The 21,934-nt window shown below is 65.9% G+C and carries 18 protein-coding genes; 7 read left to right on the top strand and 11 right to left on the bottom strand.

The genetic code is table 11. The features are described 5' to 3' along the window. The first annotated feature begins 83 nt into the window (after positions 1-83). Positions 84-506, top strand: coding sequence for a DUF1489 family protein (locus GL279_RS01155; RefSeq protein WP_155062758.1), 423 nt, complete (start codon positions 84-86; stop codon positions 504-506). A 118-nt stretch (positions 507-624) separates the two neighbouring features. Here the strand turns inward: GL279_RS01155 and GL279_RS01150 are convergent, their stop codons facing one another. Next, positions 625-1,926 (bottom strand): NCS2 family permease, encoded by a 1,302-nt coding sequence (locus GL279_RS01150; protein WP_155062757.1) that lies wholly within the window; start codon positions 1,924-1,926, stop codon positions 625-627. 218 nt (positions 1,927-2,144) lie between these two features. Here GL279_RS01150 and puuE point away from each other — a divergent pair, with 218 nt between their 5' ends. The 3 genes from puuE to GL279_RS01135 all read left to right on the top strand — a co-directional run bounded on the left by puuE (position 2,145) and on the right by GL279_RS01135 (position 5,224). Beyond that, complete coding sequence (gene puuE, locus GL279_RS01145) at positions 2,145-3,551, top strand: allantoinase PuuE (protein ID WP_155062756.1); 1,407 nt, start codon at positions 2,145-2,147, stop codon at positions 3,549-3,551. Between the two features lie 53 nt (positions 3,552-3,604). Beyond that, positions 3,605-4,426 (top strand): bifunctional allantoicase/(S)-ureidoglycine aminohydrolase, encoded by an 822-nt coding sequence (locus tag GL279_RS01140; protein WP_155062883.1) that lies wholly within the window; start codon positions 3,605-3,607, stop codon positions 4,424-4,426. A gap of 180 nt (positions 4,427-4,606) precedes the next feature. Further along, positions 4,607-5,224 (top strand): DsbA family protein, encoded by a 618-nt coding sequence (locus tag GL279_RS01135; RefSeq protein WP_155062755.1) that lies wholly within the window; start codon positions 4,607-4,609, stop codon positions 5,222-5,224. 67 nt (positions 5,225-5,291) lie between these two features. Here the strand turns inward: GL279_RS01135 and GL279_RS01130 are convergent, their stop codons facing one another. The 7 genes from GL279_RS01130 to GL279_RS01100 form a co-directional block, all read right to left on the bottom strand. Further along, complete coding sequence (locus GL279_RS01130) at positions 5,292-5,708, bottom strand: PepSY domain-containing protein (RefSeq protein ID WP_155062754.1); 417 nt, start codon at positions 5,706-5,708, stop codon at positions 5,292-5,294. A 109-nt stretch (positions 5,709-5,817) separates the two neighbouring features. Continuing rightward, positions 5,818-7,050, bottom strand: coding sequence for a tryptophan synthase subunit beta (trpB, locus tag GL279_RS01125; RefSeq protein WP_155062753.1), 1,233 nt, complete (start codon positions 7,048-7,050; stop codon positions 5,818-5,820). Between the two features lie 88 nt (positions 7,051-7,138). After that, the gene (locus GL279_RS01120; RefSeq protein ID WP_155062752.1) at positions 7,139-7,786 is read right to left on the bottom strand and encodes a phosphoribosylanthranilate isomerase; all 648 of its coding nucleotides are present in this window, start codon (positions 7,784-7,786) and stop codon (positions 7,139-7,141) included. Positions 7,787-7,789: 3 nt separating this feature from the next. Then, a complete protein-coding gene (locus GL279_RS01115; RefSeq protein ID WP_155062751.1) occupies positions 7,790-8,176 on the bottom strand; it encodes a LapA family protein in 387 nt (128 codons plus the stop codon). Positions 8,177-8,211: 35 nt separating this feature from the next. Further along, on the bottom strand, positions 8,212-8,499 hold the full coding sequence (gene ihfB / locus GL279_RS01110) for an integration host factor subunit beta (protein ID WP_155062750.1): 288 nt from the start codon (positions 8,497-8,499) through the stop codon (positions 8,212-8,214). Between the two features lie 201 nt (positions 8,500-8,700). After that, positions 8,701-10,380, bottom strand: coding sequence for a 30S ribosomal protein S1 (gene rpsA, locus GL279_RS01105; RefSeq protein ID WP_155062749.1), 1,680 nt, complete (start codon positions 10,378-10,380; stop codon positions 8,701-8,703). Between the two features lie 228 nt (positions 10,381-10,608). After that, positions 10,609-11,193, bottom strand: coding sequence for a (d)CMP kinase (locus GL279_RS01100; protein WP_155062882.1), 585 nt, complete (start codon positions 11,191-11,193; stop codon positions 10,609-10,611). 176 nt (positions 11,194-11,369) lie between these two features. Between GL279_RS01100 and GL279_RS01095 the strand changes: the two genes are divergently transcribed. The 3 genes from GL279_RS01095 to tsf all read left to right on the top strand — a co-directional run bounded on the left by GL279_RS01095 (position 11,370) and on the right by tsf (position 14,219). After that, positions 11,370-12,257 (top strand): helix-turn-helix transcriptional regulator, encoded by an 888-nt coding sequence (locus GL279_RS01095; RefSeq protein ID WP_155062748.1) that lies wholly within the window; start codon positions 11,370-11,372, stop codon positions 12,255-12,257. Between the two features lie 179 nt (positions 12,258-12,436). After that, on the top strand, positions 12,437-13,216 hold the full coding sequence (rpsB, locus tag GL279_RS01090) for a 30S ribosomal protein S2 (RefSeq protein ID WP_155062747.1): 780 nt from the start codon (positions 12,437-12,439) through the stop codon (positions 13,214-13,216). A 91-nt stretch (positions 13,217-13,307) separates the two neighbouring features. After that, positions 13,308-14,219, top strand: coding sequence for a translation elongation factor Ts (tsf, locus tag GL279_RS01085; RefSeq protein WP_155062746.1), 912 nt, complete (start codon positions 13,308-13,310; stop codon positions 14,217-14,219). A 218-nt stretch (positions 14,220-14,437) separates the two neighbouring features. On the opposite strand, the gene GL279_RS01080 is transcribed toward tsf, so the two are convergent. The 3 genes from GL279_RS01080 to GL279_RS01070 are packed head-to-tail and all read right to left on the bottom strand — an operon-like array spanning position 14,438 to position 21,932. Then, on the bottom strand, positions 14,438-17,413 hold the full coding sequence (locus GL279_RS01080; protein ID WP_155062745.1) for a patatin-like phospholipase family protein: 2,976 nt from the start codon (positions 17,411-17,413) through the stop codon (positions 14,438-14,440). Positions 17,414-17,437: 24 nt separating this feature from the next. Then, on the bottom strand, positions 17,438-19,237 hold the full coding sequence (locus GL279_RS01075) for a GMC family oxidoreductase (RefSeq protein WP_155062744.1): 1,800 nt from the start codon (positions 19,235-19,237) through the stop codon (positions 17,438-17,440). A gap of 1 nt (position 19,238) precedes the next feature. After that, on the bottom strand, positions 19,239-21,932 hold the full coding sequence (locus GL279_RS01070) for a cytochrome c family protein (protein ID WP_155062743.1): 2,694 nt from the start codon (positions 21,930-21,932) through the stop codon (positions 19,239-19,241). Positions 21,933-21,934: the final 2 nt, after the last annotated feature.

The following is a 21,934-nucleotide window of genomic DNA, read 5'->3' as shown; positions in this document are numbered from 1 at the left end:
GGAACGTATCCGGCCTATCGTCCGGCCCGGCCCGGCGCAAGCCGCCCCGTTGCACCCGCCCGGCGACAGGCTATATCTGACGTATGAGCGTATCCTTGCACCTGATGAAACTCTGCGTCGGCTGCGACAGCCCCGCCGAACTGGCCCAATGGCAACACGAGCAATGGCAGGGCGGCCCGGCCCGCCATGTCACCCGCATGTGGCCCAAGCGCGAAACCGAGCTGCTGGCTGGCGGCTCGATCTATTGGGTGTTCAAGGGCGTGATGCAGGCGCGCCAGCGGCTTTTGGCGCTGGAAGAGGTCGAGGGTGCCGACGGCATCCGCCGCTGCGCTCTGGTGCTCGATCCCGAACTGGTGCGCACCGCCGCAGTGCCGCGCCGCGCCTTTCAGGGCTGGCGCTATCTCGCCGCCGCCGATGCGCCACCCGACCTGCCCGCCGGACGCGAGGCCGAACCAAGCCTGCCGACCGAGATCGCCCGCGCCTTGGCCGAGATGGGCCTGCGCTAACCCGCAAACCACGCCTCCGTGACCGCGGCGCGTCTTCTTTCGTGTGAAAATATCCTGGGGGGAGCCTCCGGGCGCCCCGTCGAGGGGCGACCGGAGGCGGGGGGCAAAGCCCCCCTGCTCAGTCCATGAAAAAGGCAAAGCGGATGACGAACAGCGCCGCCACGATCCATGTCGCCGCATGCACCTCGCGCGCCCGGCCGGTCAACAGCTTGATCGCAGCATAGCTGACGAAACCAAAGGCAAGGCCATTGGCGATGGAATAGGTAAACGGCATCATCAGTGCCGTCAGCACCGCCGGCGCGCTTTCGGTGACATCGCCCCAGCTGATTTCCTCGAATTCGCGCACCATCAGGCAGGCGACATAAAGCAGCGCCGGCGCGGTGGCATAGGCCGGGACCGAACCTGCCAGCGGCGCAAAGAACATCGCCAGCAGGAACAGCCCGGCCACGACCAGCGCAGTCAGCCCGGTGCGCCCGCCCGCCTGCACGCCCGAGGCGCTTTCGACATAGGCAGTGGTCGAGCTGGTGCCCAGCATCGAACCCGCCAGGATCGCAGTCGAATCGGCCATCAGCGCCCGGCTCAGCCCCTTGTTGCTATGGGCCGGCCCCTCGGTCAGCAGGCCGGCGCGCTTAGCCACGCCGATCAGCGTGCCGGTGGCGTCAAAGACCTCGACCAGCACCATGACCAGAATGACATGGACGATGCCCACGGTCAGCGCGCCCGCGATATCCAATTGCAGAAAGGTCGGCGCGATCGAGGGCGGCATCGACATCACGCCACCGAACGGGCTGGCGCCCAGCAAAATCGAGACCACCGTCACCACAAGGATGCCGATCAGGATCGAGCCTCGCACCTGCAACGCATCCAGCGCCGCGATGATAAAGAACCCCAGCACCGCCAGCAGCGTGCCGGTGGCGGTCAGGTCGCCCAGACCCACCAGCGTCGCCGGGTTGTCGACGACGATGCCGGCGTTCTTCAGCGCGATCAGGCCCAGGAACATGCCGATCCCCGCCGCAATGGCCGAGCGCATGGAATGCGGAATCCCCGCGATCAGCCAGCGCCGGATGCCGGTCGCGGACAGGAACAGGAACACGAGGCCGGAAATGAACACCGCCCCCAGCGCCTGCTGCCAGGTGAATCCCAGCGTGCCGACCACGGTAAAGGCAAAGAACGCGTTCAATCCCATGCCCGGCGCCATGCCGATGGGCCAATTCGCCCACAGCGCCATGATGGCCGACCCCAGCGCCGCCGCCAGACAGGTCGCGACAAAGACCGCGCTCTTGTCCATGCCGGTGGTCGACAGGATCTCGGGGTTGACGAAGATGATATAGGCCATGGTGAGGAAGGTGGTGATCCCGGCGATCACCTCGGTCCTGACGCTGGTGCCGCTGGCCTTCAGGCCAAACTGTTTTTCTAGCATTTTACCTCCCGCTGGCGGATGCGCCCGCCGTGATAGCGACAGTAGAACCGGCTATTCCTCACGAGAATGCAGGCTCTGACGACAGAGTTTCAATGCTTTGTTGAGAACCGGGAATTTTCAACGAAAATGGCGCTGTGTTTTTAGTCATTCATGGGTTGCCTGCGGTGCCGGCAAGATGATGACTGCATCAAGCCGCAAGAGATACAAGGAAGCAAGCGATGCGCTACAGCCGTGACATGATCGGATATGGCGAACACACCCCCGATCCGCAATGGCCGGGCGGCGCGCGCATCGCCGTGCAGATCGTGATGAATTACGAGGAAGGCGGCGAAAACAGCATCGAGCATGGCGATGCCGCCTCCGAGGCCTTCCTGTCCGAGATCATCGGTGCCCAGCCTTGGCCCGGCAAGCGGCACTGGAACATGGAATCGATCTATGATTACGGCGCCCGCGCCGGGTTCTGGCGGCTGCACCGTCTGCTGAAAGACATTCCGATCACCGTCTATGGCGTGGCGACGGCGCTGGAGCGTGCGCCCGAACAGGTCGCGGCGATGCAATCCGCCGGCTGGGAGATCGCGACCCATGGCCTGAAATGGATCGACTATCGCGACATCCCCGCCGAGACCGAGGCCGAGCATATCGCCAAAGCGGTCGAGCTGCACACCCGCGTCACCGGCGAGCGGCCGCGCGGTTTTTATCAGGGCCGCACCTCGATGAACACGGTGGCGCTGGGATGCGAGGAAGGCGGCTTTGAATATCTGGCCGACACCATCGCCGACGACCTGCCCTATTGGCATGTCCACAAGGGTAAGCCGCAGCTGATGGTGCCCTATACGATGGACGCCAATGACATGCGCTTCTCCTCGGGTCAGGGCTTCGGCACCGGGGTCGAGTTCTTCGACTATCTGCGCGACAGCTTCGACGTGCTTTATGCCGAAGGTCAGGCGGGCGCGCCGAAGATGATGTCGATCGGGCTGCATTGCCGTCTGGCCGGGCGGCCGGGCCGCGCCATCGCCGTGCAGAAATTCATCGAGCATTGCCGCCAGCATGAGGGCGTCTGGTTTGCCAGCCGTCTGGACATCGCGCGGCACTGGGCCAAGACGCATCCCTATCAAGCCCGGCTGCGCCCCTCCGAGATGACGCGCGAGGATTTCGTGCAGAAATTCGGCGGCATCTACGAGCATTCGCCCTTTATCGCCGAACGCACCTGGGACGGTGAGATGGGCGCGATCCACGATACGGCCGCCGGTCTGGCCGCGCGCATGGCGCAGGTGTTCCGCGCCGCTTCGGACGCGGAACGGCTGGGCGTGCTGGTCGCGCACCCGGATCTGGCGGGCAAGCTGGCCGAGGCCAAGCGGCTGACGGCGGAAAGCACCTCGGAGCAGGCCTCGGCGGGGTTGGATGCGCTGACCGATGCCGAGCGTGCGGAGTTCCAGCAGGTGAATGTCGATTACGTCGCCAAGCACGGCTTTCCCTTCATCATCGCGGTGCGCGATTACGACAAGGCCGGGATCATGGCCGCGATGCAGGCCCGCAGGAACAACGACACCCCGACCGAGCGGGCCGAGGCCGAACGCCAGGTCATGCGCATCGCCCAATTGCGCCTGCAATCTGCGCTGCAGTGATGGGCCAGGACCAAGGAGAATCCTCGATGAACCATATTCCGAAAGGCAGCCCGATGCCCGCGCCCCACTATGCCGGACCCTTTGCCGGCCTGCCGCCGCAAAGCGATCTCAGCACCGATACCGCGGTCTTTACCGAAGCCTATGCCGTCATCCCGGCCAGCACGATGCGCGATATCGTCACCAGCTTCCTGCCCGGCTGGCGCGGCATGCGCATGTGGATGATTGCCCGGCCGCTGTCGGGTTTCGCCGAAACCTTCAGCCAGTATGTCGTCGAATTGGAACCCAAGGGCGGCTCGGCAAAACCCGAGGTCGATGCGGGGGTGCAATCGGCCATCTTCGTCACCGACGGCGCCATCACCCTGACCATCGCCGGGCAGCGGCACGAACTGGTCCCCGGCGGCTTTGCCTATATCCCGGCGGGCATGGATTGGTCGGTCGAGAATGGCGATGCCACGTCGCGCTTTCACTGGTGGCGCAAGCGCTGGGAGGTGGTCGAGGGGCTCGACAAGCCCGATGTCATCATCGCCAATGAACGCGACATCGCGCCGATCCCGATGCCCGACACCGGCGGCAGCTGGGCCACGACGCGCTTCATGGACCCGACCGACATGCGCCATGACATGCATATCACCATCGTGACGCTGACGCCGGGCGGCAGCATCCCCTTTGCCGAGACGCATGTGATGGAGCATGGGCTGTACGTGATCGAGGGCAAGGCGGTCTATCGGCTGAACCGCGACTGGGTCGAGGTCGGGCCCGGCGATTTCATGTGGCTGCGCGCCTATTGCCCGCAATGCTGCTATGCCGGGGGGCCGAGCAACTTCCGCTATCTGCTGTACAAGGACGTCAATCGTCACGCGAAGATCTGGGCTTAGGTCGGGGGCTCTGCCCCCACGTCTCGCGGCCCCTCAACGGGGCCACGAGACGTTCCCCCGGGATATTTCGACACGAAAGAAGCCGGGGGGCCGATGGGCGGGCCAGAGTTGCCGTCGCGCAAGGCTTGACCGCTGGCCCCGGACGTGGCTTTCAGGAAAGGTCTGACGAAAGGAGCCACCATGTCCCGCTTTGCAGCCATGATGCTTTCGCTGGTGCTTGCCGCCCTGCCCTTGACTGCGGCGGCCCAGCCCGAGATGAGCGCGGCCGAGGTGGCGGCAGTCAAGCGCGCGGTCTTTGACGATCCGGCAGCGCCGGTGATGGGCAATCCCGCCGGCACGGTCACGCTGGTCGAGTTTTCGGATTACAACTGTGGCTTCTGCCGCAAGGCCATGCCTGAGGTCGCCGCCTTTCTGACCGCCAATCCCGATGTCAAGCTGGTGGTGCATGAGGTGCCGATCTTTGGCGAGGGTTCGCATTACGCTGCATTGGCGGCGCTGGCTGCGGCCCGACAGGACCGCTACCCCGAGTTCCACCGGGCGCTGATGGGGATGGCCGGCAAGGCGGAAAAACCCTCGGTGCTGCGCGAGGCGCGGCGGCTGGGCCTCGACATGGCGCGGTTCGAGCGCGACATCGCTGACCCCAAGCTTGCCGCACAGATCGAGGCCAATCTGGAGCTGGCCGACCAGATCGGCTTGCAGGGCACACCCAGTTTCATCGCCGGCGACCGGGCGGTGTTCGGCTATCTGCCGCAGGCCGATCTGAAGGAACTGGTCGACGAGGCGCGCGGCGCCAAATGAAAAATGGGCCAAGGCATCTACCTTGGCCCGGCAATCGTTACCCGGAAATCATCTGGTCTGAACGAGATCAGCCCTTTGCCGCCGGGGCGGGCTTGGCCGGCGTTTCGACCTTGTGCGCCTGCGGCGCGGTTGTGGCCGGTTTGGCCGGCTTTACCGTTTTGGCGGGTTCGGCTTCGCTGGTCTTCATGAGGCGCGGCTTGCCGTTGACCTTGAACAGATCCCCGGTCTTGAGGTCATAGGTGAGGCTCAGTTCCTGGTTCTGACGCATGCCGCTGGCTTCGATCGCTTTGCCGCCCTGGGACAGTTTCACCTGAGTGAAGCCCTGTTTGGCCAGCTCCTGGGTCAGCGCCTGTTCGGCGACCTTCTGGCCCTGTTTCACCGGCAGCTGTTGCGGCACGGTGATCGATTCCACGGCCATGGCGCCGCCGGCGAACAGCAGCGGAGCGGTAGCGATTGCAGCGATCTTCAGCGTCTTCATGAACATTTTGGCCTCCTTGTGCCACGACATGTCACGTGAGCCAAACGCCAAGGCGCGAGACCGGGTTTCCCCGGCTCGCGCCTTCGTAATCCATCGTGTTATCTGGTGATTGCGGTCAGATCTTCATGTCGAAACCAAGGTGTTTCGCCACGGTGAAGATATCCTTGTCGCCACGGCCCGACAGGTTCACGACCATGATGTGATCCTTGGGCAGGGTCGGCGCCAGCTTGATGACATGGGCCAGCGCATGGCTGGGTTCCAGCGCCGGGATGATGCCTTCCAGTTCGCAAAGCTTCTGGAACGCGGCCAGCGCCTCGGTGTCGGTGACGCTGACATATTCGGCGCGGCCTTGCTCTTTCAGCCAGGCATGCTCGGGGCCGATGCCGGGATAGTCCAGACCGGCGCTGATCGAATGGCCTTCTAGGATCTGGCCCTCGTGATCCATCAGCAGATAGGTGCGGTTGCCATGCAGGACGCCCGGACGGCCGCCGGTCAGGCTGGCACAATGCTGCATGCGTTCATCGACGCCCTTGCCACCGGCCTCGACACCGATGATGCGCACCGAGGCATCGTCGAGGAAGGGATGGAACAGGCCCATGGCATTCGAGCCGCCGCCGATCGCTGCAATCACGCTGTCGGGCAGACGGCCGGCGCCCTCTTGTTCCTCAAGCTGCCAGCGGGTCTCGCGGCCGATGATCGACTGGAAATCACGCACCATGGCCGGATAGGGATGCGGGCCGGCGACCGTGCCGATGCAATAGAAGGTGTCGCGCACATTGGTGACCCAATCGCGCAGCGCATCGTTCATCGCATCCTTGAGCGTGCCGCGACCCGAAGTCACAGGCACCACCTCGGCACCAAGCAGCCGCATGCGGAACACGTTCGGCGCCTGCCGTTCAACGTCATGCGCGCCCATGTAGACGATGCATTTCAACCCGAAGCGGGCGCAGACCGTCGCCGTCGCCACGCCATGCTGGCCGGCGCCGGTTTCGGCGATGATCCGGGTCTTGCCCATGCGGCGCGCCAGCAGGATCTGGCCCAGCACGTTGTTGATCTTGTGGCTGCCGGTGTGGTTCAGCTCTTCGCGCTTGAGATAGATCTTGGCACCGCCAAGGGCCTCGGTCAGGCGCGGCGCGAAATAAAGCGGGCTCGGGCGACCGACGTAATGTGCCCAGAGATCGTCCATCTCGGCCCAGAAGGTGGGATCGTCCTTGGCGCGGTCGTATTCGGCCTCGAGGTCCAGGATCAGCGGCATCAGGGTTTCGCTGACGAAGCGGCCGCCGAAGATGCCGAAACGGCCCTGTTCGTCGGGGCCGTTCATGAAGCTGTTGATGAGATCTTCGGCCATGGCTCTCCTCGCGCGGTCGGATCGGGTATTTGAAAAACGGAAATAGCCCGTCGGCCGTTCTTAACGCCGACGCCGCCCTTGGTAAAGTTCAGAGGATCGGCGCGGTGGCGCGGGCGATGAATTGACGGATTTTTTCCACGTCCTTGACGCCCGGCGCGCTTTCGACGCCAGACGAGACATCGACGCCCGGCGCGCGGGTCAGCCGGATCGCCTGCGCGACATTCTCGGGCGTCAGGCCGCCAGCCAGCAGCCATGGCCGCACCATCTGCCGCCCGACCAGCAACCGCCAGTCGAAGGCCAGCCCGTTGCCGCCGGGCAGATCGGCGCCCTTGGGCGGCTTGGCATCGACCAGCAGCATGTCGGCGACCAGACCATAATCCCAAAGCGCATCCAGATCGGCAGGCTCGGCAACGCCCACCGCCTTCATCACCGGCAGGCCGGTCAAGGCCTTGACCTCGGCCACGCGCTGCGGAGTCTCGTGGCCATGCAGCTGGATCACGTCCAGCGGCACCGTGGCCAGCGTCGATTGCAGCGCCGCATCATCGGGGTTCACGAACAGCCCGACCCGCGCGATGCCGACCGGCACTGGCGCGGTCAACTCGGCCGCCTGCGCCGGTGTGACATGGCGCGGCGATTTCGGGAAAAACACGAAACCCAGATAGCGCGCGCCGGCCTTGATGGCGGCATCGACGCTGTCGGGCTGGCTTAGCCCGCAGATCTTGACGGCAGTGGCCATGGCTCAGCGCGTGGCCGGCAGGCCGGCACCGGTGGGACGGCTGGCGGATTGGTCGAGGATCGCCAGAACCTCGTCCTGCGGCTGGGCGTGCTTGCGGCGCATGTCGCCCATCTCACGTTCCAGCCGGGCCAGCTCCTGGGTCTTGGCCTTGGCATCGGCGCGGATGCCGGCCTCGCGCAGCCATTCCCAGATCAGGCCGACGATCAGGCCAAAGACCATGGCCAGAAACAGCGCCAGAAAGCCGGGCATGGTCAGCGACCATTGCCCGCCCGTCAGCGACGCAAGGCTTTCGGGGAACATGCTGACGGTCAGCGCGCCCCGGTTCGCGGCGGCGATCAGGATCAGCACGACGGCCAGAACAGCAATGAAGAACAACCGGATCGCGCGCATGATTCACCCCTTGCGAAAGCTGCGGCCAATCTGGCCTATTCCTCTTCGCCGTTCAACCGCTCGCGCAAGAGCTTGCCGGTCTTGAAGAAGGGCACATGCTTTTGATCGACGCTGACCGACTCGCCGGTGCGCGGGTTGCGGCCCTGACGGGCGTCGCGCTTCTTGACCGAGAAGGCGCCGAACCCGCGCAGTTCGACCCGGTCGCCGCGGGCCATCGCATGGATGATCTCCTCGAACACCGTGTTGACGATCCGCTCGACGTCGCGCTGGAAAAGATGCGGGTTCTCTTCGGAGATTTTCTGAATCAGTTCGGACCGGATCATTTTGGTTCCCGATTTTGGCGCGTTTAACCAGTTACAGCCCAACCGATCTTAGATCAGGCACGGCGCGTTTCAATGGCTGAACGCCTTCTCGCTGAAAAGGTTGCCAGATTTTTGCGCCTTGAGCCAGATCACCGCCCGGTTGGCATGAAAATGCCCCCGGTTCACAGGAACCGGGGGCAGGATCAGTCGAAATCGACCGGATCAGTTCTTGCTTTTCAGCGCGGCGCCCAGGATGTCGCCCAGCGAGGCGCCCGAGTCGGACGAGCCGAACTGTTCGACGGCTTCACGCTCTTCGGCGATTTCGCGTGCCTTGATCGACAGGCCCAGACGACGGGTCTTGGCGTCGATGTTGGTGACGCGGACGTCGACATGGTCACCGACCTGGAAGCGCTCGGGGCGCTGGTCCTGACGGTCGCGGGCCAGGTCCGAACGACGGATGAAGGATTTCATGCCGTTGTATTCGACCTCGATGCCGCCGTCCTCGATCGCCGTCACGGTGACGGTGATGACCGAGCCACGTTTCACACCTTCGACCGCTTCGGCCATGGCGTCGTTTTCCAGAGCCTTGATCGACAGCGAGATGCGCTCTTTGTCGATATCGACTTCCTGAACCACGGCTTTCACCACGTCGCCCTTGCGGAAGTCCTGGATGGCGTCTTCGCCACGGGCGTCCCACGAGATGTCCGACAGGTGAACCATGCCGTCGATATCGCCCTCGAGGCCAACGAACAGACCGAATTCGGTGATGTTCTTGACTTCGCCTTCGATGACGGTGCCGACCGGGTGGGTCTCGGCAAAGACTTCCCACGGGTTGCGCATGGTCTGTTTCAGACCCAGCGACACGCGGCGTTTGGCTTCGTCGATTTCCAGAACCATCACGTCAACCTCTTGCGAGGTGGACACGATCTTGCCGGGATGGACGTTTTTCTTGGTCCAGCTCATTTCCGAGACGTGGACCAGACCTTCGACACCGGCTTCCAGTTCGACGAACGCGCCGTAATCGGTGATGTTGGTCACGCGACCCGAATGGACCGAGCCGATCGGGAACTTGTTGCCCACGGTATCCCACGGATCGGCCTGCAGCTGTTTCATGCCCAGGCTGATGCGGTGGGTGTCCTTGTTGATCTTGACGACCTGGACCTTGACGGTCTCGCCGATCGACAGGATCTCGGACGGGTGATTGACGCGGCGCCAGGCCATGTCGGTGACGTGCAGCAGACCGTCAACGCCGCCCAGATCAACGAACGCACCGTATTCGGTGATGTTCTTGACCACGCCCTCGACCGTCTGACCTTCGGTCAGGTTGGCGATGACTTCGGCGCGCTGTTCGGCGCGGCTTTCTTCCAGAATGGCGCGGCGCGACACGACGATGTTGCCACGGCGGCGGTCCATTTTCAGGATCTGGAACGGCTGTTTCAAACCCATCAGCGGGCCGGCATCGCGCACGGGGCGCACATCGACCTGCGAACCCGGCAGGAAGGCGACAGCGCCGCCCAGATCCACCGTGAAGCCGCCCTTGACGCGACCAAAGATGGCGCCTTCGACGCGCTCTTCAGCGGCATAGGCTTTTTCCAGACGATCCCAGGCTTCTTCGCGGCGGGCTTTCTCGCGCGAGATGCTGGCTTCGCCACGGGCGTTCTCGACGCGGTCCAGATAGACCTCGACTTCGTCGCCGACAGCGATATTGGGGGCTTCGCCGGGGTTTGCGAATTCTTTCAGATCAACGCGGCCTTCCATTTTGTAGCCGACGTCGATGATAGCCTGGCCGGCCTCGATGGCGATGACCTTGCCTTTGACAACCGAACCTTCGTCCGGGGTGTCGATCTCGAGGCTTTCGTTCAGAAGGGCCTCGAACTCTTCCATGGTCGCTTTAGCGCACATATGTATCCAGTTTCCTTTACACGGTTTTCTGGCCTTGCGGTTGGCTCCGCCGGTCTTTTTGTAGTCACCCGGGATATGCACAAAGGGTCGCGGCTTGCGCCCGACCCTGTCTTCACGCGGCCTGTCATGGCCCCATCACGCATCCCGACGGGCGCGATATAGCCGGGATCGGCCAATGTGGCAAGGGTTTCGGGCGGTTTTGCCGCAGGCCCGCCCGGAGGCGCAGGTTCAGGCGCCGGCGCGCCGCGCCGCCTCGATGGCCACGCGCACGGCATCGCTGATCGCCATGTCGCTGGTGTCAAACAGCAGCGCATCCGGCGCCGGGCGCATCGGCGCCACGTCGCGGGCGGCATCGCGGGCGTCCCGCTCGCGCAGCTCATGCAGGATCTGCACCGGATCGGCGCCCAGCTCCAGCGCGCGGCGGTGGGCACGCACCTCGTCGCGGGCGGTGACGTAAAGCTTCAGCCGGGCCTCGGGGCAGATGACCGTGCCGATGTCGCGCCCGTCCAGCACCGCGCCCGGCTCGGTGCGGGCAAAGCGGCGCTGGAAATCGACCAGCGCGGCGCGGACCTCGGGGATCACCGCGACGCGGCTGGCCGCCTGCCCGGCCTCGGCCGAACGCAGATCGCCGCGCTGCAGATCGGCGGGGTGCAGGCCGCGTGCCGCCGCCACCGGATCGCCACCAAGCGCACCCACCGCGCGATACAAAAGCCCGGTATCCAGATGCACAAAGCCCAGCTCGGCCGCCAGCGCGCGGGCGATGGTTCCCTTGCCCGCTGCCGCAGGCCCGTCGATGGCGATGGTGAACGACATGTGGCGCATGATCCCCTGAGCTGTTCCGCCGCTTTTTGCCGGAGCCGGCGGACGAGGTCCAGCCACAGAGCGGAAGCCCGCCGGCCCGCAGGCGGTATCCTTGACATTTTTACGCGCCGCACCGCAGAACTCACCCAAGTTCCCATCAGCTTCCTGCCGTGGCGGGCCAAGGCGACATGACGATCGAGCACGAACTCAGGCGAATCGATATGCTGCTGGACTGCCGCACGATGGCCAGCCTGTGGCAGCAATTCACCGCCTGCATGCGCGAGATGGGCTTTCCCCATATGCTGTATCGCGGCCACCGCATCCTGTCGGCGGGCGACGAACGCATGATCGTCGATGGCATCGCGCTGTCCGAAGCGCCGCCGGCGCTGCTGGATGATATCGAGGCGGCCAAGCTGGGCATGCACCTGCCGATGGCCGGCTGGCTGGTGCGCCATTTCGGTGTCGAAAGCTGGGGCTGGCTCGCAAGCCACCCGGAACGGATCTCGGCCCGCGAAGCCAGCGCCTTCGCGCTGTTCCGGCGCTATCGTCTGGGCAGCGGCATCGCCGTCAGCCTGGCCGACCGTGTGCCGCGCATGCGCGCCATCCTTTTGCTGATCGGCGGCGAGGGCGTCGATCAGACCAGCGTCGACCGGCTGTGGCGGATGCAGGCGACGCAGATCCATCTGCTGGCCAAGTTGCTGCACGAGCGCATCGCCAATCTCGCGCGCGATACGCTGGAGCCGGTGCTGACCACGCGCCAGCGTCAGGTGCTGGAGCTGACCGGCCTTGGCCTGCCCGCCCCCGCCATCGCCGAACAGCTGCAGATCACCCTGTCCACAGTCGAAAAGCACCTGCGCCTGGCCCGCGCCGCGCTTGGCGCGCGCAACACCGCCCATGCCGTGCTGCTGGCCCATGGCAGCCACCAGATCTTTGTCGATATTGGTGAACGCTGCGATGAGCGCACCGAACGCGCCGCCCATGCCGACATGCGCGAATTGCGGCCATGGTCCTATCGCAGCTTCGACGGCAGCTTTGCCGCCGCAGACCCCGCCGCCACTGAAGCCGCCACCGAATAAGGACCACCCGATCGCGCCGCCCTGGCGCATCGGGACTTGCATTCCGCCGCAAAACAGCCTATGTCGCGCGCACTTCACAGGTGGGGTCGGGCCTTCGGGGGAGAAATCCTCGCAGGTCCACCGGTTGGGGCAATTGCCCTGAAAACCCCGCCAAGGCGCAAACCGGAAAGGAACATGGAATGGCGCTTCCCGAATTCTCCATGCGTCAGCTTCTTGAAGCTGGCGTTCACTACGGCCACCAGACCCAGCGCTGGAACCCCCGTATGGCCGAGTTCATCTATGGTGAACGCAACGGCATCCACATTTTCGACCTGACGCAGACCGTCCCGATGCTGGACGCCGCTCTGCAAGCCGTGCGCGACACCGTCGCCAAAGGCGGCCGTGTGCTGTTCGTCGGCACCAAGCGTCAGGCGCAGAAATCCATCGCCGAAGCCGCCGAGAAATCGGCGCAATACTACATGAACCACCGTTGGCTGGGCGGCACGCTGACCAACTGGAAAACCGTTTCGCAGTCGATCCAGCGCCTGAAAGCGCTTGACGAGACGCTGGGCTCGGGCGCTGAAGGCCTGACCAAGAAAGAGCGTCTGCAGATGGAACGCGAGCAGGCCAAACTGCAGGCCTCGCTGGGCGGCATCCGCGAAATGGGCGGCCTGCCCGACCTGCTGTTCGTCATCGACGTCAACAAGGAAGACCTGGCCATCCTGGAAGCCAAGAAACTTGGCATTCCGGTCGTCGCCGTGGTCGATACCAACTGCTCGCCCAAGGGCGTTGACTACATCATCCCGGGCAACGACGACGCCGCTCGCGCCATCTCGCTGTATTGCGACCTGGCCTCGCGCGCCGCTCTGGACGGCATGACCGCCCAGATGGGCGCTGCCGGTGTCGATCTCGGCGCTCTGGAAGCCTCGGTCGAAGAAGAGCTGGCCGGCGAAACCGCCGAAGAAGCCGCAGACGCCTGATCGGCCTGCCCCCCGGGGCCTGGCATTTACCGAACAGTCATCAGGCGGGGATAAGCCCCGCCTGACGCATTCAAGAACAAGGAGACATCCGATGGCTATCACCGCTGCGATGGTGAAAGAGCTGCGCGAATCGACCGGCGCCGGCATGATGGACGCCAAGAAAGCGCTGACCGAAACCGATGGCAACATGGAAGCCGCCGTCGACTGGCTGCGCACCAAGGGTCTGGCCAAAGCCGCCAAGAAAGCCGACCGCGTCGCGGCCGAGGGTCTGGTGGGCGTGTCCGTGACCGCCGGCCGTGGTGTTGCGGTCGAGCTGAACTCGGAAACCGACTTCGTCGCCAAGAACGCCGACTTCCAGCAGCTGGTTCGCGAGATCACCAATGTCGCGCTGACCACCGCCGAGGATGTCGAGGTGCTGAAAGCCACGCATCTGAACGGCAAGCCGGTTTCGGAAGTCGTGACCGACGCCATCGCCCGCATCGGCGAGAACCTGACCCTGCGCCGCATGCACGTTCTGGAAGGCGACACCGTTGTGACCTATGTCCACAACGCCGCCACCGAAGGCATGGGCAAGATCGGCGTGCTGGTCGCGCTGAAAGGTGACGCCGACAAGGCGCAGGTCATCGGCAAGCAATTCGCGATGCATATCGCCGCGACCAACCCGGTCTCGCTGTCGGAAGCGACGCTGGACCCGGCGCTGCTGGCCCGCGAGCTGGAAGTGCAGACCGCCAAAGCTCTGGAAGAAAACGCCTCTTCGGCCAAGCCGAAGCCCGAGGCCGTGATCCAGAACAACATCATCCCGGGCCGGATGAAGAAATTCATCGCCGAGAACACCCTGCTGGGCCAGCCCTTCGTGGTGAACCCCGACCTGACCGTCGAGCAGGCCGCCAAGGAAGCCGGCGTCGAGATCACCGGCTATGCCCGCGTCGTGGTCGGCGAAGGCATCGAGAAGAAAGAAGAGGATTTCGCAGCCGAGGTCGCCAAGACCCTCGCCGGCGCCTGATCCCTTCGGCCTTTGACCTGAAACGCCGGCTCCTCTGGGGCCGGCGTTTTTCGTTGCGGGATGGGGCGTGACCGGGCGCGCTGCATCCCGCGGGCTTGCTTGGGAAAGGCCACCCGGCCACGCAGCCATTTCGCCTTTTGTGCAAGGTAGCCCCACCTCGCAAGCCGCCAGACCGCGCTAGGCAGCGCCGGCCGCTGCCACCAAGACAGGCCCGACCGCTATCGCCCCCTGTCGCGCGGCGGCCCCAGCCCGCCACAAAGCCCCGCCTCCGGGTTGCCGCCCAAGAGCCCGTGCAGATTGCGCCACGCGGCGCCGTTGCTCCAATCGTCGCCCTTCCTCGCCATGATCGCCAGCGCGGCGGCGGTCTTGGCCGGCTCCAGTCCCGAGATGCCCTCGGTATTGGCGCTGTAAAGACATTCGACCAGCGCCGCGACCTCGGGCCCGCGCAGCGCGACGCTGTCCGGGGCGTGGCGCCCGCCATTACCGCCCCGCATGGCCCGGCGCAGCGATCCCAGCAGGCCGGGCCCATCCCGTTGCGGATCACCGATCACCACCCGCCCCGGCAGCCGCCAATGCGTGCCGATGACCGATACCAGCGTCGGCGGCATTGCCAGACGGTGAAAATACACCGGCTCGCCCTGCTGACGCAGCTTTTCGACCAGCGCATCGGCCAGCCGGGTTTCCAGCGCCAGCGCCAGCTGCGATCCGGCGCTGGTAAGCGAGCGGAAGCCCCGGCTTTCCGCATAGCCCCCACCCAACGCCGAGGCATCCGCGACGATGACATGCAGCGGCCCCGCCAGCGTGAAGCCGGGGGCCGAGGCGGCATCGTTCAGCGCCAGAAGCAGCGTAGGCAGGCCCCGGTTCTCGATCACGCCGCCGTCGGTGACCCAATAGCGGCGGCCGTTCCGGCCATCGGCGGTCACATCGATGGCGGTATCGGGAAAGACCGGCGGAAAATTCGACGACACCGCCGCCGCCCGCGCGGCCGAAATCCCCGGTTGGTTCAGCGTCAGCAGCCAGTTCGCCTGTCCGCCGGGGCCGGCCTTTTCCCCCGATCCCAACAGCGGCAGGTTGGTCAGCGCCAGTCGCTTGCCGGCCAGCCCGCCGTCCAGCGAGGCGTCGCAGCGCCGCGCGCGGGCAGCCAGCGGGCCGCCGGCATCGGGACAGCGCGTGGTGCCGGTATCGAAACTGCCCAGCAGCGCCGCGTTGAAGATGGCGGCAAAGGGCAGTTGATCGAGCGTGCCGGCGCCAAAGGTGCAGACGAAATCCTCGGCCAGAATCGTGCCGCTGCGGGTGCGGGCCGGAGGGAACCAGCCCTCGACCCGCGCATAGGGGCGCGGGGTTTCGCCACAGACATCGTTGCGCCAGCTGAAGCGGCCATAGGACACGCGCAGGCTGCTTTGCGCGGCCAGCACATCGTCGATGAAGGGATCGGTCATCGCCTTGCCAAAGGCGTCCCAGGCCTTGGCGTCCAGCCGTGGCGTGCGCAAAGCACCCTGATGCACGGCGAAATAGCCCAGAGCCGCCGCCCCGCCCGACACACCGCTGACCGCGACGAGGTTGCAGATCTGCCCATCCGCCGCCAGCCCGCGCAGCACCGCATAGCCGTGCATCGCCGCCCGCGTGCCGCCGCCCGACAGCGCCAGCGCGATGCGCGGCTGACCGGGCGCCGGGGGCTCACAGCTGGATGCGGGATGTTCGCGCCCCTCCAGCGCGGCCGCCAGATCATAGCTGCCGCCCGAGGGCGCGGGCCGGATCTCCAGCGCGGCGGGCTGGATCGTATCGACGATGCCGACATAGGCCGGCACCCCCAGAATGACAAAGGCCAGTATCGCCATCAGCGGCGGATAGATCATCGCCGCCCGCTGCACGTCGCGCACCAGCGCCAGCGAGGTGGTGCCGTCGCTTTCCTCGGCAGCCGTCCGCAGCCGGCAGCTCAGCTGCTGGGCGGTCAGAAAGGCCAGCGCGCGCCGCTCGATGCCCTCACGCTGGGCATAGTCGGGGCTGTGCAGCCCCTCGATCTTGAACCGCCCGGCGCCATGCAGGGCAAGGCTGCGCCCCTCGGTCATGACCGATGAGGCGGGGCGGACCGTGCCGACCGCTGCCGGATCGGCGCCGGTGTCAGGCGTCGCGGGGTCCAGACAGACGCGATAGTGATAGCGCCCGCCGCCCTCTCCGCCCGCCAACAGTGGCAGCATCCGCCGCGCCAGCAGAAGATCGCTCCAGAAGCCGTAGAAACAGGCGGTGACATAGGCCAGCAGCACATAGACCACCAACACGCTGGCGCCGCCGTCGAATAGGTAATTGACATAATGCAGTTGCATCAGCCTCAGCCCGGCCAGCGCGATCACCAGCCAGCTGACCAGCCGCTGCGGCCCGACAAAGAAGATGCGGCCGACGGTCTCCAGAAGCTCCAGCAGGCGCTCATGGATCAGGCCCAGCGTCATCAGCGCCCAGGTCAGCAGGCTGATCACCCCCAGCAACCATAGCTCGCCCTGCCAGCCCCGGCCCAGCACGTCGCGGGCCGGCTCGTCCAGAAACAGCATCAGCAGCGCCGCCGGCAGCAGGATACGGTCGCCATAGCGCGTCAGCGCGACCAGCGCCGCGGTGGGCAGCACGATGCCATCGACCTGAGTATAGCGTTCGCGCGGGGAAAACAGGTCCACCTCGGCCAGCGTGGCCGCCAGCGCGCCGGGCGGCACCGTGCCCAGCATGCGGCGCGACAGCCTGCCCGCCAGCGCCAGCCCCAGCGTGACGGCCAGAACGATGGCTGCACCGACATGCAATTGCAGCCCCGGATCGCCAAAAGCCTCGGCCCCGGCCAGCGCCACCAGAACCGCCGCCAGTGCCAGCAGCACCATCAGATAGCCGGCGCAAAGCCGTCCCAGCCGATCGGCACCCGGCGCGCCGTCGCGCATCGCGCGCAGATGCACCAGCGCCAGCCCCGCCACCCCCAGCAGCAGCAACAGGATCTGCGGCCCGCCCATGCGCGGCGCCGGCCCCAGCGCCATGCCGATCACCGACAGCAGCGCCAGCAGCGGCATATACCAGACCACGCCCGCCGGCAGCAGCAGCGCCCAGAACCAGCGCCGCCCCCGCGGCGCGGGCCGGTTGAACCGCGCATCAAGACGGCGCCAGCCGCGCACCAGCCGCTTGACGAAGCGGGCGCCCACAGGGGCGGGGGCACTGAACATGCGGATCTCCTAGTTGCAACGGTGTCAGGGCTGGGTCACGGCGTCCTCGGCAATCATTTCGGCAGCGCGCTCGGCCAGCATGAAGACGGCCATGGCCAGAAAATAACCCGGAATGCGCGGAAAGGCCGAGGCATCGACCACCCGCAGCCCGGCGATCCCATGTACGCGCAGGCGCGAATCCAGTACGCCCCCCTGGTCCTGCGGTCCCATGGCGGCGGTGCCGCAGGCATGATGCCCCCAGGCATTGTCGCGCACATAGTCGCGCAGCGAGGCGTCCGAACTGCGCTGGCGGCCCGGCTCTTCCTCGGCGGCGACCTGATCGTCAAGGGAATCGCCCAGACGCCGCACGATGAGGATGGCACGCACCATGGCATCCAGATCCTCATCGCCGCCCGGCCCCTGAAACGAGCGGCAGCGGATCTCGGGCTGGGTATCGGGATCGGGGCCGGCCAGCCGCACACTGCCAGCGCGATTGGCGGCATAGGCCTTGAGGATCACCCAGCTGAGATAATCGCCGCGCCGGATGCGTTCGGAATATCCCTGATAATAGCCGCGAAAATCCGCCAGCAGTGCAAAGCAATGCAAATCCGTTTCCGCCAGCCGGGGATCGGAGCGCAGCGCCAGCGAAAACAGCACCCCGTTCGAGGCGTAATTGCCGCGCCCAAACCATTTCCAGATGCGATAATGCCGGTCCTTGCGCGTATATTCGACGCCGCGCATGGCGCGCCACGGCTTTTTCATCCGGTTGACGACGCCGATTTCATAACGGTCCTGCAAATTGCCACCGACGCCGGGCAGATCCTGCACCGACCGAATGCCGTGGCTTTCCAGATGCGCGGCGGGACCGATGCCCGACAGCATCAGCAGATGCGGCGTGCCAAAGGCGCCAGCAGCCAGGATGACCTCGCGCCGGGCCTCGATCAGCTCGGTGGTGCCGTCGCGGGTGCGGATCAGCACGCCCCGGGCGCGGCCATCGCGGATCTCGATGCGCAGCACCTTGCAATGCAGCCGCAGTTCCAGCCGGTCGGGATGGCGTTCGTGGATGTCGAGCAGCCGTTCGCGCGGCCCATGCCGGGCGTGGCGACGGGTGCCCAAGGGCGCCACCCTTATCCCGGCGATGCCGCGGTTCCACCAGCGGCGGTCGTTCGGGTCCAGCGTCGAGGTCTCCCAGCGCGCGCCCTCGCCCTCCAGCACGTCGGTGGCGCTGTTGATCGAGCGCCGCAGCGCCAACCGCAGCGGCAGGTCCAGAATGGCGCGCATGGGGATGGCGCGCTCGGTCGTCTGCCAGCCGGACCAGCCATGCCCGGTCGGATTCAGCCCGGTCAGCCGCGCCAGCCAGCGCCACAGGAAAAAGCGATAGCGGCAGCATTCGATCCGCTCGAAATGCCGCTGCATGGCCGAGGCGCGCCAGCCCGCATCGCCAGTAATGGCGGCGATCTGGTTCCAGTCGGAATCATTGGGCCGCACCATGATCATCGCATGATGCGTGGTGCAGCCGCCCAGCCCCTTGGCGCGGGGATAAAGCACGCCGCCGCGCTGGGGGTCATAGCGCCAGTCACGGCGGCACAGATCGGGGTCGTCGTGATGCTTGACCCAGTAATCGGCGCAAAGATCGGGATGTTCCGAGGCAAAGGCATGAAATGCCGGCACCCGGATCGCATCGCGCACCGGCATGTCCTGCGCGCCGTCCTGAATCTCGGCCGAAGGATCGCCGCCGGCCTCGATCACCAGCACCCGCTGGCCCGATTGCGCCAGCCGCGCCGCCACCACCGCGCCACCGGCCCCCGCACCGACGACGATATAGTCGGGCGCGCCGCCGGCCATGTCAAAGCTCCATCAGGAAGGAGATAAGCGCCTCTTTGTCGGCGGGAGCCAGATCGGCGCCGAATTCATGCCCCTTGTTCACGACGTAATCGGGGCATTTCGACAGGCCGACCAGCGTATCGACCAACCCGGTCTCGCGCAGGATGCGTTCGGCATCGGCCTGTACGGCGGGATCGGCCAGCTCGGCCGGCGTGCAGCGGCCGCCAAGTTCGCGCACCGCCCCCAGAAGCTTGGGCGAGGCCTTGGCCATGCGCAGAAGATGCGCCAGCATGTCAGGCTGGTCATTGTCGGGCAGCAGCTGGGTGTTGACCAGCGCATTGATCGGGAAATCCTTGGGGAAGGGACCGATGCGCACCGAGCCATCGGGCGTCACCAGCCACGGCGCCACGCGCGACAGCAGCCGGGCATTGTCTCGGATCGCGGCAGGGGCAAAACCCTTGGGCACCATCAGACAGGCCGGGGCCGAAAGGCGATAGATATAGCCCGGCACCGGCTCGGTCGTCAGATGGTCCTTGCGCCGCGTCTCGGGCCAGAGCATCTGGCGGATCGACTTGTCGAACTGGTAAAGCCGGTTTTCCACACAGGGCAGATCGGGGTCGTGGACATCGGCCGCCGGGCAGCTTTCCGGCGCCCCGGCCTTGTAGGCGGCGGCATAGCCCCCGTCATAGCCGACCGAATTGTTCAACAGATAGGGCGCGCTGGACCACAGGCTGACCAGCGAGGCCGGCCGCAGATAACCGCGCCCGCTGCCCAGCGGCTGAAAGCTGGAGGCGGCGCCCGAAACCGGATGCTGCACCGTCACCGGGCCGGGCGGCGGCAGCGATTTATAGCTGTCCGAGGTGAAATTGTCCCAGATGTCGCCGCGCAGCCCGTTGGTGGCGAGGGCCGAACAGGCATTCGTGCCCAGCACGTCGATCGGCACCCGCCGCTCGGTCGAGAAATAATTGCCGGCGATGAAATCGGGCTGGGCAGCCAACGCACGCATCCGCGCCTTGTAATCGTCGCTCAGCGTCCAGCTGCGATAGCGGTCCCAGCATTCGCGGTAATGCGGCCCGGAACCGCCGCCCGCACAGATGCCCTGATCGACGCCGGATTCCGCCGGCGGCTGAGGCTGGCGCGAGGAATGGCAGGCGGCACAGGTCTCGGCAAAGACCTCCCTGCCCCGCGCGACCCCGGCGGGATCGCGCGCGGCCAGACGCGCGGCACCGCCGGGGGCATCGGCCAGCCGGTCGGCCCGCGCCGTCACCAGAAAAAAGATCGCCATGTCCGGCGTCATCTTTTCCGTCGCCTGCCAATAGGCCGAATTCTTCTGCGCATCGGCAATGCGGATCGGAGAGATCTTCTGCCCGCCCAGGAAGGGCCGGAAATGCAGCAGCCATTCTTCGGAAAACAGGCCGATGTTCAGATAGACCCGGTTCAGCGCCCCCAGCGCGCCCACCGAATCCGCCCCATCCTTAAGCACCCGCATCGAGGCGACGCGCCCCTCGGCCGCGTCATAAAGCCCGGCAAAGGCCGAGGTCTGCGGATAGTCCTGAAACTGCCGGTTGTCCTTTTCACCGCCCTGCAGCTGTTCGATGCCCTGCTGCGCGGCAATGCCCAGCCGGGCGCCAACCTCATAGACCGCATTCATGGTGCGGGGGTTGTTCATGTAATCGGACGAGACCAGCGAGGTATCCAGCGCGCCGGGCGGGTTGGTGTGGAAAAGCTGGAACAGGAAATTCGCCTCGTTCGGGGCGGGCTGCCCCGGCGCGCCACGCGGGCGGGTGTTCCAGAAAAAGATGCGCTCGACCCAGAAATATTGCGCGCCCGGGTTCGAGGTCAGCTCGTCCCAGCGCGGCGCCTCGGGGTTCTTGGGCGGGTTGATCGGGTTCGGGCCGACATGGCAAAAGGCACAGGACATGCCGACGCGATAAGGCCGCACCAGATTGCGGTCGTTGTAATAGTCCGGGTCGGTGTAATAGCGCACCGGATCCCAGCGCGCGCGCGCCGCCGCATCGAAATCGGGGTTGGGAAACAGCCGCAGCCCGACGACGCCGGTAGGCTCGCCGTAATACGAACCGACCGGCTGCGTCTTGCCCCGCGCGCCCGCAGCAACGCCGGCATATTTCGCGGCATCGGCAAAGGGATCGGCCGGACAATTGCCGTCGCGCTGGTCCAGCCACAGCCCGAAATGGGGGTCATCGGGGCCGGTCGGGCGGGTAAAGCAGGGCTCGTTGATCAGCCCCAGCCAGCGAAAGCGGTTGTCGCGGCCATAATATTGCGAAGGGTGCGACGAGACCGTCTTGAGCAGGTCGAACGAGCCGACCGTATTGCCCGCCGCGAAATCCCAGAACCGGTCATTGCCGCCAGTCCAGACAATCCAGGCGTTCTGGCCCCGGATCGCCGCCTTTCGCACCTCTTCGGGGGGCAGGCCGGTCACGGTGGCAACCTCGCGGATCTCGGCCGGATAGTCCTGCCCCGGCGCCGGGGGCAGCAACAGCCCCTTGTCCATGCCGGCGAAATAGGCCTCATCCGCGGCCGTGAAATGATCGCCCGACAGCCCCGCGACACTCGCCTCGTCCCGGACATTGCCAAAGGCGGCCTCGTCGGGTTCGACAAAGGCGCGCAGCAGCAGATAGCCCCCGACCGCCAGCACCAGCACCAGAACGGCGGCCAGTCCGGCCAGCCAGGTCACGAGGCGTTTCATCAGGCGCATGG

Source organism: Paracoccus limosus (assembly GCF_009711185.1).
Lineage (GTDB): Bacteria > Pseudomonadota > Alphaproteobacteria > Rhodobacterales > Rhodobacteraceae > Paracoccus > Paracoccus limosus.
The sequence above is the reverse complement of the archived record's forward strand: the minus strand, read 5'-3'. Positions and strand labels throughout refer to the sequence as shown.

Coding starts and splice junctions, on each gene's coding strand:
- GL279_RS01100 (WP_155062882.1), bottom strand. CDS start 11,193: ATGTCGTTCACCATCGCCATCGACGGGCCTGCGGCAGCGGGCAAGGGA.
- GL279_RS01130 (WP_155062754.1), bottom strand. CDS start 5,708: ATGTTCATGAAGACGCTGAAGATCGCTGCAATCGCTACCGCTCCGCTG.
- GL279_RS01120 (WP_155062752.1), bottom strand. CDS start 7,786: ATGGCCACTGCCGTCAAGATCTGCGGGCTAAGCCAGCCCGACAGCGTC.
- trpB (WP_155062753.1), bottom strand. CDS start 7,050: ATGGCCGAAGATCTCATCAACAGCTTCATGAACGGCCCCGACGAACAG.
- rpsA (WP_155062749.1), bottom strand. CDS start 10,380: ATGTGCGCTAAAGCGACCATGGAAGAGTTCGAGGCCCTTCTGAACGAA.
- GL279_RS01070 (WP_155062743.1), bottom strand. CDS start 21,932: ATGCGCCTGATGAAACGCCTCGTGACCTGGCTGGCCGGACTGGCCGCC.
- GL279_RS01095 (WP_155062748.1), top strand. CDS start 11,370: ATGACGATCGAGCACGAACTCAGGCGAATCGATATGCTGCTGGACTGC.
- GL279_RS01135 (WP_155062755.1), top strand. CDS start 4,607: ATGTCCCGCTTTGCAGCCATGATGCTTTCGCTGGTGCTTGCCGCCCTG.
- GL279_RS01075 (WP_155062744.1), bottom strand. CDS start 19,237: ATGGCCGGCGGCGCGCCCGACTATATCGTCGTCGGTGCGGGGGCCGGT.
- GL279_RS01155 (WP_155062758.1), top strand. CDS start 84: ATGAGCGTATCCTTGCACCTGATGAAACTCTGCGTCGGCTGCGACAGC.
- rpsB (WP_155062747.1), top strand. CDS start 12,437: ATGGCGCTTCCCGAATTCTCCATGCGTCAGCTTCTTGAAGCTGGCGTT.
- ihfB (WP_155062750.1), bottom strand. CDS start 8,499: ATGATCCGGTCCGAACTGATTCAGAAAATCTCCGAAGAGAACCCGCAT.
- GL279_RS01115 (WP_155062751.1), bottom strand. CDS start 8,176: ATGCGCGCGATCCGGTTGTTCTTCATTGCTGTTCTGGCCGTCGTGCTG.
- GL279_RS01080 (WP_155062745.1), bottom strand. CDS start 17,413: ATGTTCAGTGCCCCCGCCCCTGTGGGCGCCCGCTTCGTCAAGCGGCTG.
- GL279_RS01150 (WP_155062757.1), bottom strand. CDS start 1,926: ATGCTAGAAAAACAGTTTGGCCTGAAGGCCAGCGGCACCAGCGTCAGG.
- puuE (WP_155062756.1), top strand. CDS start 2,145: ATGCGCTACAGCCGTGACATGATCGGATATGGCGAACACACCCCCGAT.
- tsf (WP_155062746.1), top strand. CDS start 13,308: ATGGCTATCACCGCTGCGATGGTGAAAGAGCTGCGCGAATCGACCGGC.
- GL279_RS01140 (WP_155062883.1), top strand. CDS start 3,605: ATGCCCGCGCCCCACTATGCCGGACCCTTTGCCGGCCTGCCGCCGCAA.